Raw genomic sequence first — 14,652 nt, 5'->3', positions numbered from 1 at the left:
CTTTAAAACCAGAATAAAATTGAAAAATAAAAATAAAGAAACCCAAACCATTCGTACCCAGGCTGCCCGTACCGAATTCCGCGAGCATTCGGTACCGCTTTATTTAACTTCCAGCTTTACTTTTGAATCGGCGGAACAAGGCCGCGCGCTGTTTGCCGACGAACTGGAAGGTAATATTTATTCCCGTTTTTCTAATCCTAATACTTCGGAGTTTATCGAAAAAATGTGCGTGCTGGAAGGTGCTGAAGACGGTTTTGCCTTTGCCTCGGGGATGGCAGCAGTATTTACCGGATTTGGCGCGCTGTTGCAAGCCGGCGATCACATTTTGGCTTCCCGGTCGGTATTTGGTTCTTCGCACCAGTTACTTACCCGCGTGCTGCCTAAGTGGGGTATTACCAGTACTTACGCCGATGCCGCCCGGCCCGAAGAATGGGAAAGCCTGATCCAGGAAAATACCAAAATGATATTTATCGAAACGCCTTCTAACCCGCAACTGGAGCTTATAGACCTGGAATGGCTGGGCAAGCTGGCGCGTAAGCATAATATTATTTTCAGCGTTGATAATTGTTTTGCCACACCTTACCTGCAAACGCCTATCCAGTACGGTGCCGATTTGGTTATCCATTCGGCCACCAAATATATCGATGGCCAGGGCCGGGTATTAGGGGGCGTTATTGTGGGCCGCAAAGATTTAATCTCCGAAATCCGGTTTTTCTCGCGCCACACGGGCCCGGCTTTGTCGCCGTTTAATGCCTGGATATTATCGAAGAGCCTCGAAACGCTGCCGGTGCGCATGGACCGCCACTGCAGCAGTGCGCTGGCTTTAGCCCAGCACCTGGATACCCACCTCGAAATGGAATCGGTTTTATACCCGATGCTGCCTTCGCACCCGCAGCACGAACTGGCTAAAAAGCAAATGACGCAGGGCGGCGGTATTGTAACCTTTGTAGTAAAGGGCGGTTACGAGCGGGCGCAGAAGTTTATGGATGCGTTGCAAATTGCTTCCAAAACGGCTAACCTCGGCGATACCCGTACTACGGTTACGCATCCGGCCTCTATGACCCATTCTAAACTTACCCCGAACGAACGCGCCGCCGTGGGAATATTTGATGGCCTCATCCGGATTTCCGTTGGCCTGGAAAATATTAACGACATTATTGGGGATATTGAGCAAGCCCTGACCGCTTCAGCCTAAACAACTAACCCAAAGCCTGCTTCTTTTCTTCCGTATTTTTTTTAAGTCGGAAGCCGGGAAGCAGGCTTTGTGTTTATTTAATTTCTTCAAACCAGAAACTATCCAAACCCAAACTATGAAAAAATTACACTATTACTTGGCCGATGTTTTTACCGAAGAAGTTTTTGGTGGTAATCAATTAGCAGTTTTCCCGGAGGGGCAAGACGTACCGGAGCACCTGATGCAGAAAATTGCGAAAGAGCTTAACCTCTCCGAAACCACTTTTGTGCTGCCCCCAACCAACCCGGCCAACGACATTAAACTGCGCATTTTTACGCCGGGCAAAGAACTGCCCATGGCCGGCCACCCAACCATTGGTACTGCTTTCGTGCTGCTGCAGCAAGGCTATTTAAAACCAACCGGCAACCAGCTAATATTTGAAGAAGGCGTAGGCGATATTACCGTAAATTTCGAGAAAAAGGCGGATAAGCTAGGTTTGATTACCATGGCGCAACCGCTGCCCCAGTTTGGCGCTACGTTTACCAATACCCAAATATTAGCCGATTTACTTTCTCTAAACCCTTCCGATATTGATACGGATTATCCGGCCCAGGTAGTATCGTGCGGCGTGCCGTTCTTTTACATTCCGCTAAAAACCTTAACTGCCGTAAAAAGAGCTAAACTTCGGCAGGATGTACTGGAAAATCAGTTAAGCCACCTCGGCGCCGAAAGTGTTTTCCTGTTCTCTACCGAAACCGAGAATCCGGCCCATGCGGTGCACGGCCGCATGTTTGCACCCGCTTTTGGCATTCCCGAAGACCCGGCAACCGGCAGCGCCTGTGGCCCATTGGGCTGCTATCTGGTACATTACGGTGTGGTACCATCAGAATCTCCGTCGCACCTTATTTGTGAGCAAGGTTACGAAATGGGCCGTCCCAGCCTTTTGTACATAACCATCGGGCAGGAAAACAAAAAAATAACTTCGGTGCAGGTAGGTGGTAAAAGTGCTTTGGTTGGGGAAGGATATTTCTATCTGTATTAGAGAATAGGGCAACTTATTTTAAAACTAAAAGCTTTTTGATTAAAAATACGGCGTAACATCAGTTGTATTTAGGAAGCATGGTGCTTTTTCTGATATTGTGCCTTCGTGCTGCCTCGTCTTATTTTAAATAATTTATTAGCACTTACTTGCGCTTAAATTAATATAGCTTTAAAACTTTGCACAAAAGCGTTAAACTTTAGGAATAACGCTTTTTTGTTTCAGATTTATTCTTTAATATACATTATATTTTTATAACATCTTCCACTATGAAAAGAATCCTACATTTTAGAATCTTCCACTTTTTAATGATTTTAGTCCTTGGTTTAGGCTTGGCTTGCGAAGGCCCTGAAGGCCCTCAAGGTGAACCCGGTCCGCAGGGACCAGCCGGAACGCCAGGAACACCTGGAGCGCAAGGGCCGGCGGGACCAGCCGGAGCTTCTGCTACAGCGAATGTTTTTGAAATCGGCTATACCTTTAATGCTGCTAATGGTTATGCCTTATACGCTGACATTTCGGCAATAAATACTGCTTTAAAAACCAACATCACTATAAATGAAGGTGATGTAATGTTAGTTTATCATTATTTAGGTAATGAAGATGATAATAGTGAGGTTTGGATGCCATTGCCCGAAACAACCTTCTTAAAAGAAGGTTTGATACACTATAATTTTTATTATACCAGAACAGTATTAAGGGTATTTATGAATGGAACCTTTGATTTTACTACCTTAGCTAATGTAGCAGACTATACAGATCAGCAAGGATTTAGAATAATAATTCTGCCTGGAACACTCAGAAATGGAAGGGTCAGTAAGCCTGATATAGATCTTAAAAAATATAGTGAGGTAGCTAAATATTACAACATCACAGAAGCAAGTGTTCAAAAGATAACATTAAAATAATAATATATTTTAATCTCCTGCATCATCGAAGAAAAGGAGTTGCTTCTCTAGCTACTCCTTTTTTATTGGGTTTATTTCCACCGCTAAACTGTAAGCCTGGCTGGAAAAAGAAGCCTATTTACTTTACATTAGCGGTTTCAATTTCTGTACATTCTTCAATTAACTCGCTGTTTAAAATTACAAAAAGGCATTCAAGGCACATTATAAAGGTATATTATTTCTAATATTACTGAAATCGGACTAAGACTTTTCAGCGTTCACCTCCCGCCAATTTTAGCGCTGGTTTAGTCTAATCTGTTATATTAGCGCCGCTAATTAAGTAATTATTATAAAATACCACCAGCAAAACTCTTATGGTGATACACCTGATATCGGGGCCGCGTAATATTTCTACGGCTTTGATGTACTCCTTTGCCCAACGACCCGACACCCAGGTGCTGGACGAACCTTTTTACGGTTTTTACCTGCAGCACACCGGCTTGCACCACCCCGGCCGCGACGAAATAATGAATACCCTGGAACCCGACCCGGCTAAAATATTTGCGCTAATTGCACAGGCCGGCCAGGAAAAAGAACAGGTATTTGTAAAGAACATGGGGCACCACTTGCAAGGGTTTAACTTTGATCTGATTAAAAGCTACCGCAATATATTTTTAATCCGGGAGCCTGGCCAGATGCTGATTTCTTATGCCAAAGTGCGCGAATCGCCGACGCTCGCTGATATTGGCCTGAAGCACCAGCAGGAAATCTTCTCCTGGCTGGAAAAGGAAGGCTGCCAGCCATTGGTAGTAGACGGCGACGATATCCGGCAAAACCCGGCCGCTGTTTTATCCCGTTTGTGCCAGGCGCTGGAGATTCCGTTTACCGAAGCCATGCTTACGTGGCCGGCCGGTACCCGCCCCGAGGATGGCATCTGGGCCAAATACTGGTATAATAATGTACACCAATCTACCGGGTTTGTGGCGCCTACCGAAAATACTGCCGAAGTTCCGGCTCATTTGCAAGACGTGTACGAAAGCGCCCTGCCGTATTATAAAATATTGAAACAAAAAGCGATTACCGCCTGATTATGCAGCAAAAATACAACCCGCAAAACGCGGACATTCAAGTTTGGGTAAATGGTTTGTGCGCCCGTCACGAAGCCAAAGTTTCGGTTTTTGATAGTGTGGTACAAGGCGGCGATGCGGTTTGGGAAGGCATCCGGATTTATAACGGGTACGCTTTCATGCTAGAGCAGCACATCGACCGGATGCATTATTCGGCGCACGCCTTAGCCTTTGCCAACATCCCGAGCCGCGAAGAAATTAAACAGGCTGTTTTTGCTACCCTCGAAGCGAACCAGATGCACGATAATGCACACATTCGGCTTACACTTACCCGCGGCGAAAAAGTTACCTCGGGCATGGACCCACGCCTGAACCAGGCCGGCTGTACCTTAATTGTACTCGCCGAGCACAAGCCCCCGGTTTACGATAATGCCCAGGGCATCCGGCTTATTACCAGTGCCATTCGCCGCAACAATCCGCAGTTCCTGGATTCCAAAATTCACCACAACAACCTGTTAAATAATATTCTGGCCAAGATAGAAGCCAACGTAGCCGGCGCCGATGATGCGGTAATGCTGGATTTGCTGGGTTTTGTAGCCGAAACCAATGCCACTAATTTGTTTATGATTAAAGACGGCCGGTTGTTTACGCCCCACGCGGATGCTTGCCTGCCCGGCATTACCCGCAAACTGGTGTTGGAAATGGCGGCGGAGTTAGGGATACCCGCCATCGAAAAAAATTTATCGCTGACGGAGTTCTATAATGCCGATGAAGTTTTTACCACCGGCACCATGGGTGAACTCACGCCCGTACACGAAATAGACGGCCGCCAGATAATCAACCGCGCTAACGCAACTACTTTAAGCCAACTGCAGCAACATTTTACCTCTAAAATTCCGGTGTATGGCGTAAAGCTTCCATTTTAATAAAAATTAATATTATTACCCAAGCGGCTGCAACCTTTCGGGAGCACCATTCTGAGAGGATTGCCACTCCGCTCGTTCATTAGTAACTTTTGCAAAATTTGCTTTTCAGAATAATGAAAGAAAGATACCGGTAGTAAAACTAAAATAAATTAAATATTTACAGCCTTTATTTGCTTTAGCAACCCTTCTTTCTTTTATATTTACTACTAATAATTCTTAAGCGTTACTTCTTTAAATTATATTTATGTCTTCTGAAAAACCAACCGTGCAGCCGCTGTATCAATCCGATTCAGCAGCATTAATTCTTTTATCCAAACCAAATATTTTGTGGTTAACCTGGCAGAAGAAAGCACCGTCGGCAATTATTCAGGAGGTGTACGAACAGTTGTTCCGGCACATGCAGCACCTACAGGTAAAGCACATTTTAATTGATATCAGACAGCGCGGCCGGGCTACTGACGCCGATGAAACCTGGATGATGCAGGAGTTTGCCCCGCGCCTGATGCAACAGTTTAAAGAAGGCATTTACCTGGCTTACTTGCTTGGTGCACAGCATTACCAGGAATTAAAAGAAGAATCGCCGAACGGCACCATGGAAAGTTTAAGTCATTTGTTGAGCTTGCATTATTTCCGGGAAGAACAAAGTGCCCTAGCCTGGCTAGGCGCTAAAAACCAGCCCGTGATTTTATAGAGAATTTGCGTTTAGGGTAGTTATTAATCTCCTTAAAACCTGATTTTATACAAGTATCTTTCCGGGTAAACTGCTACCCCTCCTGCCGTTGCTACCAGATTACGGTGGCTTTTTTAGTTGGTCGGTTTTAATATTCTAAAGCAGAATTAAATTATGTAACAGTTTTTAAACCGATAGGCAAAATCTGTAAATTTACCCAAAATAAGAATGTATGGTTGATGTAGCCGGCAACTTGTCTGTTACCTTCAGGTCGGACCTGAATATTTTGGTTTGCCGGTTTATTCAGCCCACTGCTTCTGCCTTGCTGCGGAGCGGTTACGAAAATGCTTTGAAAATTGCCCAGGAGTATGAAGCGCGTTTTTGGTTATTCGACCTGCGGCGGCGCGGCCCGGCCCAGGCCGAAGATGAAAACTGGATTCTGGAGATTTTTTTTCCGCAGCTCGAAAATATTACCCCAACTACCTTGTATTTTGCTTATCTGGTCACTCCCAGCCATTTGCTGCACGTTCGGGAAATAATAGATTTAAATAAACTGGCCCACTACTCGCCGCACATCTATATAGCTGTTTTCGACTCTGAGGCCAAAGCCATCGAATGGCTTATCCTGAACCAGACCGCAGCCACCGAACTTTAAGTCAGGCGCACCAGCCCTGCTACTTTTCGGCGTATTGCTGTACAATTTCCCGCAGCCAGCGCATCATCAGCAATATGGCCAGAGCCGCCAGCAGGGTTAAGCCGCAATTTACGTAAAAGAAATTGGCCTTATGATCGTAGGTATCCCACATACTGGCCAAAACACCCGATAATTTGTTACCAATAGAAGTAGCCAGAAACCAGCCGCCCATCATCAGGGCCGTCAGCCGGGGTGGGCTTAATTTTGAAACCAGCGATAACCCCATAGGACTCAGGAACAGTTCGCCAACGGTTACCACTGCGTACGTACCAACCAGCCACCAGCCCGAGCTTTTTTCGGCCCCATTATCGCCGGCGTACACCGCCCCTACCATTACCAGCGTAGATAAAGCGGTAATAAACAAGCCCCAGCCAATTTTAGCCGGCGTAGACGGTTCTTTTCCGCGCCGCCGCAGAAATCCAAAAAACGACACTACCACTGGCGTTAGAATTACTACAAAAAACGGGTTAATAGATTGAAAAATCTCGGTGGAAATTAAGGAAAGCTGCTGACCGGTTACCGGCCACTGGTTGCGATCCAGGTTATTCAGGTAAGGTTCTACGCCTTGTTTGGTAATTACTTTGCCTTCCGCATCGGTCTGGGTCCGGAACATGGGGTCGTAGGCCGGTACGGTTTTCTCTTCGGTGCCTACCTGCTGCACCATGCCCAAGGTCTGCGCCGGTTTTTCTACAGCGGCGGGCAACTGCCGGTCAGTATAATATTCGGCCCAGGTAGTCAGGGCCGTACCGTTTTGCTTAAAAATAGCCCAAAATACTACTACTACCGCAAAAATCGCCAGCAGCGCCGCAATTGGTTTTTTATCGGTAGCCGATGCTTTTACCCACAACGACACATAGTACAACACAATGGGCAAGGCCCCAAAAATAAACGCATCGGTAGAATCAGAGCCAAAGACATTGCCGGGAATTAATAGCCAGCCGGCCATACCGGCCAATAAAGCGGGCAGCAGCACAATGCCCAGAATACGGCTAATGGGCATGTCGTTGGGCTGCATCGGTTTCCGGACATCGGCCTCGCGGTAATGAGGGTTGCCCAGCCAGAAAATAGCCACCCCGAGAAACATGCCAATACCAGCTGTAATAAAAGCATAGCCCCATCCAAAATTATTGCGCATATAGGCAGCCACAAAATTGCAGATAAAGGCCCCTACGTTTATACCCATGTAAAAAATATTGTAGCCGGTATCTTTCAGGGGTCGGTAAGGCTCTTTTGAATAAATATTGCCCAGCAGCGTAGAAATATTTGGTTTAAAAAAGCCATTACCCAAAATAATGAGCCCCAGCGAAATATAAAGAGCTAAATCGCCGGGCAAAGCCAATCCACAATAACCCACTCCCATTAAAATACCGCCAATGGTTATAGATAAGCGGTAGCCCAAAACCCGGTCGGCCAGCAAACCACCCACAAACGGAGTCAGGTACACAAAAGCGATAAACGTTCCGAAAATATCCGAAGCCAGCCCTTTATCTAAAGCCAGGCCGCCACGCTGGGCATCTATCATGTACAGGAAAAAGATGCCAATCATCAGATAATAGCCGAAGCGTTCCCACATTTCCGAGAAAAACAGGTAGTACAAACCTTTGGGATGCTTCGAGCTATCGGTGCTGGCCATGAAAATTGCTGGTAAATTTTACTTGCGATCCGGAATATAAAAAAACGCCCGTTGGGGCGTTCTGTTTAAGCAGTGAGACGTACTGGGTTCGAACCAGTGACCTCTACCCTGTCAAGGTAGCGCTCTAAACCAGCTGAGCTAACATCCCGGTATTACAAAGGTAAAAAAATTGGTAACATATTAAAATTACTTTTTTGGCAGTAATTATCAGCCTGCCAAGGTCTAATGAAAACATCTAAGGCCATTTACCTGTAACTTTAACGGCATCCGGTAGTATATAGGGACAAAAGAATTACCCCCTTGCTTGCGTTTATTTATATTTTTACCTGCTCTGAGAAACAAATTACACCTTTAACTATGAAAAAGCTTTCTTTTATTTTAGTGGCCATACTTTTAAGTTTAACGGGTTACGCGCAAAAAAGAGTTACTACTACCGCCCCGATAAACCATAACCTCGAAGGTTCTACTGCACCGGAAAATACGGGTTTTGGTATAAAAGGCGGCTTAAATTATTCGGATGTGCGCAACACCGATGGTAGCATTAACTTCGATCCCAAAACCAGTTACCACGTAGGCGCTTTTGCGCAGTTCAGCATTACCGACTGGTTCTCGCTGCAGCCCGAAGTACTGTATTCGCGCAAAGGCTACGATTCTACTAATGTGGCCCGCCGCCTCGATTATTTTGATGTACCCTTGCTGCTGGTGTTTAATCCGCTCGATAACGTCAGCTTTCATGTAGGGCCGCAGGTTTCTTTGCTCATGACCGTAAAAGACGATGACCGCGAAATAAACAAAGAAGATTCTTATAATAGTGTAGATTATGGTCTGGCCGGCGGCGTGGAAGCGCGGCTTTCAATATTCCGGCTGGGCGCCCGGTACAATTTAGGTATGAACCAAATTTACCAGGACACTTACCGGAGTATTGCCAATAATGTAAACAAGGATATCAAGAACGGCGCCTTCCAGGTTTATGTCGGTATTGGCTTTAGGTAAGTTTATAAATTGGCTGGGCAAGTAGGCCTTGGCGATATTTTTCGCCGGCAGGCAGTTTGGCAGAAGCTTTAGAATGGGCGGTAATAACACCACCCATGGCCATAAAAAGGGGAAGTATACTTCCCTTTTTTATTTTCAAACATTCTGAAATATTAGGCTGTTACCGATTCTTCCAGCCCGAAAAAGCTTTTAATCTTCCAGCGATTTTAATTCTTTGGTCACCTGCTTGATGCGCGTCTGAAAGCCATCCGGATCGTACATGACCTCATCTACATCCAGCAATTCCAGCATGTTCATAATATCATCGGGGTGGTCGGTGGGCCTGCCGGTTTCCAGGCTAACGTAGCGCATGGTGGTCCAGAGCAGCGATTTGAGTTTGGTTTTATCTTTGTTCAGCATCATGCCTTCAATAACAATGGTGGTGTTATCGAAGTGAATAATGCGGGTTTGGATATGAATAATAGCGCCTAAATTGGCCGGCCGCAAATAAGCAATATGGTGGTTGGTAACCAACCAGTTTGCCCGGTGCTGGCGGGCCAGTTCCATCAGGTTCAGGTTATAATATTTGTACGTGTGCTCTTCGCGGGCATTCAGAAAGTAATCGAAATACCGCACGTTATTTAAATGCCCCAGCGGGTCACAGTCCTGGAAACGCACAAACAGTTTACTTTCCGGCACTTTTACCAGCTCACCGGCAGATTCCTGGTCTTTCATATTCAGCCTTTATTTTATAATGCAAAGGTAGCGCAAATTGAGTAGCTTTAAACAAAGGTTTATACCGGTGCCGAAGGTGTTTGCTTCACCTGTTTGGCGGCCATTGCTTCTTTGGTGCCAGCCAGCCGGGCTTCTACTTCGTATTTGTTGTGGTAGTATCCGTGCCGGAACGATTCTTTCAAATACAACCACAGAAATCGCCAGAAACCATGTTCCTGAAATTGCCGGATATGGCAAAGTTCGTGCGCTACCCAGGGCTTATTTTGCAGAAATTCTTCTTTCTTTACCCCGCTTAAATAAATGGTGCGGCCCACCACCATGGCCACATTCGGCGATTTTAACACCAGACGGGCCACCCGGGCCAAGACGGATCTTTCCACTATTTTATGTTCCATTTCGCAGGTAAGCTTAAGTACTCTCCAACATTATAATTTACTGCTTACGACCTAATAGGTTAAGGCCGGCCCACAGAAAACAAAGGCATTTAGGTTAATTTTTCCATTAGATACCGAAAAAAGATTCAGCTACCAATCTTTTTTTATACCGCTTTATTTGCGGCAGCCAATATCCCCTTGTAAAAAGCTAATGCCTTAACCATCAGCCAACTACATTTTAAAAACCAATTTACCGCACTTTTGAATATTACCTAATAATATAATTTTTAAAGGATATTAAAAATAATATTTAAAAATTATAACCTTTAAAATTTGGTACTTTAGAAAGCAGTTGTTAATTTGGAACATTGAAAAAGTCAATAAATGCTTTAATCAACTTGTAAAAAGAATATTTAGAACCTAAAAACTATTTAACAAACACGCGTCCTGCTTAAATTTTCGCACTTATAAACGGGTAATTTAAGTTAAGCACCATAAAGACACCATATGAAGAATAGTATTTTATGCAGTTTAGCCGCCGTATCGTTAGCTTTATCTTTCTTCTTCGAAAGAGCACCAATCGAATCCACCACACCAGCAGAAACACCCAAAACAATCCTGCAAACCGCTTCTCTCCTGCCCGAACCTTTAAATAATACGCCCAAAACACTGGCCGATCCAGACGCCAGAATTCCCTCTTATAAAGATTCCCTTTTTTATAACTATTATTCGCAAACCCTGGGCGTTAAGTTAGAATACAACGAAAACAAAGAGTTAATTGAAACAGTTACCGACTGGCTGGGCACACCTTACCGCAGTGGTTCTGCTTCTAAAAAAGGTACCGATTGCTCGGGTTTTGTTACCCGCATTTACAAAGAAGTTTACGACATTGACCTGAGCCGCAGTTCCCGCTCCATGTTTCACGATGTAAAGCGCATCAGCAAATCTGAAGTAAAAGAGGGCGATTTGGTTTTCTTCCGGCGCGGGCCCGGCCAACCCATTTACCACGTAGGCATTTACCTTAAAAAAGATAAATTTATTCACTCGGCTACCAATGGTGGGGTAATCATCAGTTCGTTAAAAGAACATTACTACCAGCGTAATTTTTACGCCGCCGGCCGGGTAATTTAACCTTAAACATGACCCTTATTGGAAGCCTGCTTTCTTAGGAAAGCAGGCTTTTTTATGTGCCTGGGGTTAAGGCCAATATTTAGCCGGCAAGATTAAACATTAGGCCAAAACTATTTTAAGCCTTTAAAGTATAGCAGTAGAAGAAGCCTCAAGCTCGCGGGTACTACCGTACATCTTACATTAACTTTAATATCTTTGCGGATAGTTACCGAATACTGCTAACCTACTTATACGATTATATTATTATGGAAAACCAAGCTAACAACGGACAAAAAGTTGCAGAGTCCGGCATTTTTAAGAAAATACTGAGCAAGGCCGAAGACTATGCCAAAAAACCTTTGCGGGTAAAAGAACTGTTAAATGATACTTATAAAAAAGCCAGCGAGAAAAAAGACTTAGGTACCCTGGCCCACGAAGTATGGGAAAGCCTGCAAACCTTAACCCGGTTAATAAAAGCAGCGGTCACCGGCGAGTATACCGGCATCCCGACCAGTACCATTGTGGGTGGCATTGCGGTGCTGCTTTACTTTTTAACACCCATTGATTTTGTACCAGACTTCATCCCGGTTATTGGATTACTGGACGATGTAGCTTTACTGGCTTGGTTTATGACCGGCATTAAACACGAGATGGAGAAATTTGAAGTGTGGGAAAGAGGCAACCAGAACCAAGCCGCCAATAGTGCTTCTATGGCCAATAATAACTCTGATCCTTCGGAGGTTAATGCAACGGCCGGCACCAGCGCCGCTAATGCCCCGGTAGATGTTTCGAATGATAATAATAACCGCAACGATATGGCCAATAAAACGGAGGTAAAAGGTTTTGCAGCCCACGACTTAGCGCCGGAACAACTGCCCGATGATGCTGCTATCCGGGCTACTTCGTCCGGTTCCGGTGAGCCCAATGTACGCGCCGCCACCACCGACAGCACCCGTATTCCCAGTTCTAACTCCGACGACAGCCGCACGGGCGGAAATGTACGGTAGTTACGTATAACGTAATTCGTTTTACGTGGTACGTTTTACGTTTCCAATACTTGGGAAGAAAGCTTTGGGGTGAATAACCGCTAAATTATTTCGGTATACCTACAGCCTGCATACAAGTTGCTTACCGTTAATTGTGTAACGTAAAACGTACAACCTAATATTTACTGGCGGCCGGATTATTTTTGTTATCCGGCCGTTTTTATTTTAGAAGATTGCTTAATTTTGGGACCCGAAAGCTTTTTATTTGTGTCCCCAGCATCTTCTTATTCACTTCAGTCTTTACAATTAAACCTACCTGGCATTGGCCCGGTTTTATTGCAGCGCAGCCTCAAAGCAAAACGCATTAGCATCCGGCTGCAGCCACTTAAGGGCATCCGGGTAGTGGTACCGCCCCGCGCTACTTTCGAAGAGGCCCAACGGTTTCTGGAAAGTAAATTAGACTGGATTAAACACCACTTGCCCAAAATAGAAAAGCAGGAAAACCACCTGACGGTATTCCGGCCCGACGAAAACTATCATACCTTTTCGCACCAGCTCTGCTTGTTGCCCCACGACAAAGCAGCTTTAAAAGCGCGCTTAACCCAAACCCAAATTCAGGTATTTTACCCAGCCTACCGTGCCCCCACCGATGATGACATTCAGCAGTTCATCCGGAAAGCGCTGGACGAAACTTACCGGCTGGAAGCCAAAAATTATTTACCTACGCGGGTAGATTATTTTGCCCGGCAATTTGGGTTTAGTTACCAGAAAGTGGTTATTAAAAAGGCCGGCACCCGCTGGGGCAGTTGTTCTTACCAAAACAACATTAACCTGAACTTGCACCTGATGCGGTTACCCGCGCACCTGCGCGATTATGTAATTCTGCACGAGTTGGCGCATACCGTCGAGAAAAACCACGGTCCTCGGTTTTGGGCGCTGCTAGATAAAATCAGTGGCAATGCCGTTGGCCTGGATAAAGAAATAAAGAAATACCGGATCGAGATTTACTAAATTATTATCACTTATCGTTTTAATTCTCTTATTAAAACAGATGATCATTCTTTAGCAACCTGCCTTAAAGGAATTTAAATCAGGCAATTGGATTCTGATTTCTAAAAACCCTATTTCTAAATCATTTAATAGTAAACGCCAAGATAAAAATTGTAAGTTTAAAATGAATGTTCTTGCTCCATCTTATTCGGCCTTTATATTATAATTAATATATTCCAATAAATTATTCAAAATATTACAAAAATATTCCTCTTTTTTGCGTATACTAGGTTATAATAACTCACCTGTTTTGGTACCAGCCTGATTGTGTATGTTCGCTAGCGTTTTACCCGGAAAATCTGTTTATCTGGTACTTATAAGTATTGGAATACTAACCAATGTGGCCTGTTCGGAGCCCCGCAAAGAGCCGGTAGCCAACCAAAATCCCGTTTCCAAGCGCACTGTTGCACCCGCTCAGAAACCTGTTCTGGACACATTGCGGGTAGAAGATGATTTTGCCAATGCTCCTTTCCGGCTCGACTCTGTTTCGTTTATAGAAGTACAAAAACTGATGGGTAAAAATGTGCAGATAACAAAAAAACCCACGCGCAACCATTTTGTACCCAACCAAACCGATACCTTAATTACGTTGCGGAAGAACCAATCGCACATTACGTTGTATGCGGTCAGCGCCGAACCAAAATGTTTTTTTAAGGAAGCCGCCATTACAGATCCGATGCCTATTTTTCAATATCCGTTAAAAATCGGGCAACACAAGGCAGAGGTAAAACAAATATTCCGGTCGCTTAAAAACCAGACGTATTTACCCGACAAAATCGAAATTGTGGCTGGCGAAGGAGTAGACTATGTATATCTTACTTTTAAGAACGATGTGCTGCAACGGATAGAATACAAACCTTATCTCGATTAAATAATTTATTCTTTTGCAAAACAAGATATGCGCTTAAAAGTATACGATTGGTCTTCTGGAGTTGGTCGAAACAACTATTACAACTTGTAAAAAGTAGATTCAGCTATTTCAACAAGCTACCTGTCTACGACTCCTATCATCATTTAATTGCGTAAACCACCTATATTGGTTTTATACAAAATAGTAAATAATCAAGCAGCACAGCAAAAGGCTTTCCTGTCTAAGTTGGTTATAGTGTTAAGAATCTACGGCATAAAGGAGTAAGACAAATAATTAATCAATTCTGGTACTTACCTGTAATGCCTTTAAGCAGAATATCCCCGTGGAATAACGGGTGCGGATGGAATAATTTATAACCTCACCTATTGAATGTATTTTATACTACTACCATCTCTCCTAAATGATATTCCATAAATGGTCCGATTCTTTAATTGCTTATGGCTTGTCAATCAGAATATATTATGTTC

Annotated in this window: 15 protein-coding genes and 1 tRNA gene; 12 read left to right on the top strand and 4 right to left on the bottom strand. The window is 44.4% G+C overall.

The features are described from left to right. Positions 1-19: 19 nt before the first annotated feature. From AAE02nite_RS16355 to AAE02nite_RS16325, 7 genes are all read left to right on the top strand, one after another. Entirely contained in the window at positions 20-1,195 is a 1,176-nt protein-coding gene (locus AAE02nite_RS16355) for an O-succinylhomoserine sulfhydrylase (RefSeq protein ID WP_146899865.1), read from the top strand. A 115-nt stretch (positions 1,196-1,310) separates the two neighbouring features. Next, positions 1,311-2,216, top strand: coding sequence for a PhzF family phenazine biosynthesis protein (locus AAE02nite_RS16350; protein WP_146899862.1), 906 nt, complete (start codon positions 1,311-1,313; stop codon positions 2,214-2,216). 266 nt (positions 2,217-2,482) lie between these two features. Further along, on the top strand, positions 2,483-3,118 hold the full coding sequence (locus AAE02nite_RS26860) for a collagen-like triple helix repeat-containing protein (RefSeq protein ID WP_146899859.1): 636 nt from the start codon (positions 2,483-2,485) through the stop codon (positions 3,116-3,118). 353 nt (positions 3,119-3,471) lie between these two features. Continuing rightward, positions 3,472-4,185 (top strand): sulfotransferase-like domain-containing protein, encoded by a 714-nt coding sequence (locus AAE02nite_RS16340; RefSeq protein ID WP_146899856.1) that lies wholly within the window; start codon positions 3,472-3,474, stop codon positions 4,183-4,185. A gap of 2 nt (positions 4,186-4,187) precedes the next feature. Further along, positions 4,188-5,090, top strand: coding sequence for an aminotransferase class IV (locus tag AAE02nite_RS16335; protein WP_146899852.1), 903 nt, complete (start codon positions 4,188-4,190; stop codon positions 5,088-5,090). Between the two features lie 244 nt (positions 5,091-5,334). Beyond that, positions 5,335-5,781 (top strand): hypothetical protein, encoded by a 447-nt coding sequence (locus tag AAE02nite_RS16330; RefSeq protein ID WP_146899848.1) that lies wholly within the window; start codon positions 5,335-5,337, stop codon positions 5,779-5,781. A 211-nt stretch (positions 5,782-5,992) separates the two neighbouring features. Then, positions 5,993-6,415 carry a hypothetical protein gene (locus AAE02nite_RS16325; protein WP_146899844.1) on the top strand — a complete coding sequence of 141 codons (423 nt, stop codon included), beginning with the start codon at positions 5,993-5,995 and terminating at the stop codon, positions 6,413-6,415. Positions 6,416-6,434: 19 nt separating this feature from the next. On the opposite strand, the gene AAE02nite_RS16320 is transcribed toward AAE02nite_RS16325, so the two are convergent. After that, on the bottom strand, positions 6,435-8,087 hold the full coding sequence (locus AAE02nite_RS16320; protein ID WP_146899841.1) for a peptide MFS transporter: 1,653 nt from the start codon (positions 8,085-8,087) through the stop codon (positions 6,435-6,437). Positions 8,088-8,160: 73 nt separating this feature from the next. Next, positions 8,161-8,235, bottom strand: a tRNA-Val gene (locus tag AAE02nite_RS16315). A 209-nt stretch (positions 8,236-8,444) separates the two neighbouring features. Between AAE02nite_RS16315 and AAE02nite_RS16310 the strand changes: the two genes are divergently transcribed. After that, positions 8,445-9,080 carry a porin family protein gene (locus tag AAE02nite_RS16310; protein ID WP_146899837.1) on the top strand — a complete coding sequence of 212 codons (636 nt, stop codon included), beginning with the start codon at positions 8,445-8,447 and terminating at the stop codon, positions 9,078-9,080. 189 nt (positions 9,081-9,269) lie between these two features. On the opposite strand, the gene AAE02nite_RS16305 is transcribed toward AAE02nite_RS16310, so the two are convergent. Both AAE02nite_RS16305 and AAE02nite_RS16300 read right to left on the bottom strand, forming a co-directional pair. Beyond that, positions 9,270-9,794 (bottom strand): acyl-CoA thioesterase, encoded by a 525-nt coding sequence (locus AAE02nite_RS16305; RefSeq protein WP_146899834.1) that lies wholly within the window; start codon positions 9,792-9,794, stop codon positions 9,270-9,272. A gap of 59 nt (positions 9,795-9,853) precedes the next feature. After that, positions 9,854-10,189 (bottom strand): hypothetical protein, encoded by a 336-nt coding sequence (locus tag AAE02nite_RS16300; protein WP_146899831.1) that lies wholly within the window; start codon positions 10,187-10,189, stop codon positions 9,854-9,856. Positions 10,190-10,675: 486 nt separating this feature from the next. Between AAE02nite_RS16300 and AAE02nite_RS16295 the strand changes: the two genes are divergently transcribed. From AAE02nite_RS16295 to AAE02nite_RS16280, 4 genes are all read left to right on the top strand, one after another. Then, the gene (locus AAE02nite_RS16295) at positions 10,676-11,299 is read left to right on the top strand and encodes a C40 family peptidase (protein ID WP_146899828.1); all 624 of its coding nucleotides are present in this window, start codon (positions 10,676-10,678) and stop codon (positions 11,297-11,299) included. Positions 11,300-11,544: 245 nt separating this feature from the next. Then, positions 11,545-12,285 (top strand): YkvA family protein, encoded by a 741-nt coding sequence (locus AAE02nite_RS16290; RefSeq protein WP_146899824.1) that lies wholly within the window; start codon positions 11,545-11,547, stop codon positions 12,283-12,285. 246 nt (positions 12,286-12,531) lie between these two features. Continuing rightward, entirely contained in the window at positions 12,532-13,275 is a 744-nt protein-coding gene (locus AAE02nite_RS16285; protein ID WP_146899820.1) for a M48 family metallopeptidase, read from the top strand. A gap of 310 nt (positions 13,276-13,585) precedes the next feature. Then, positions 13,586-14,185 (top strand): hypothetical protein, encoded by a 600-nt coding sequence (locus AAE02nite_RS16280; protein ID WP_146899816.1) that lies wholly within the window; start codon positions 13,586-13,588, stop codon positions 14,183-14,185. Positions 14,186-14,652 lie beyond the last annotated feature (467 nt).

This window comes from Adhaeribacter aerolatus (assembly GCF_007991635.1).
GTDB lineage: Bacteria > Bacteroidota > Bacteroidia > Cytophagales > Hymenobacteraceae > Adhaeribacter > Adhaeribacter aerolatus.
The sequence above is the reverse complement of the archived record's forward strand: the minus strand, read 5'-3'. Positions and strand labels throughout refer to the sequence as shown.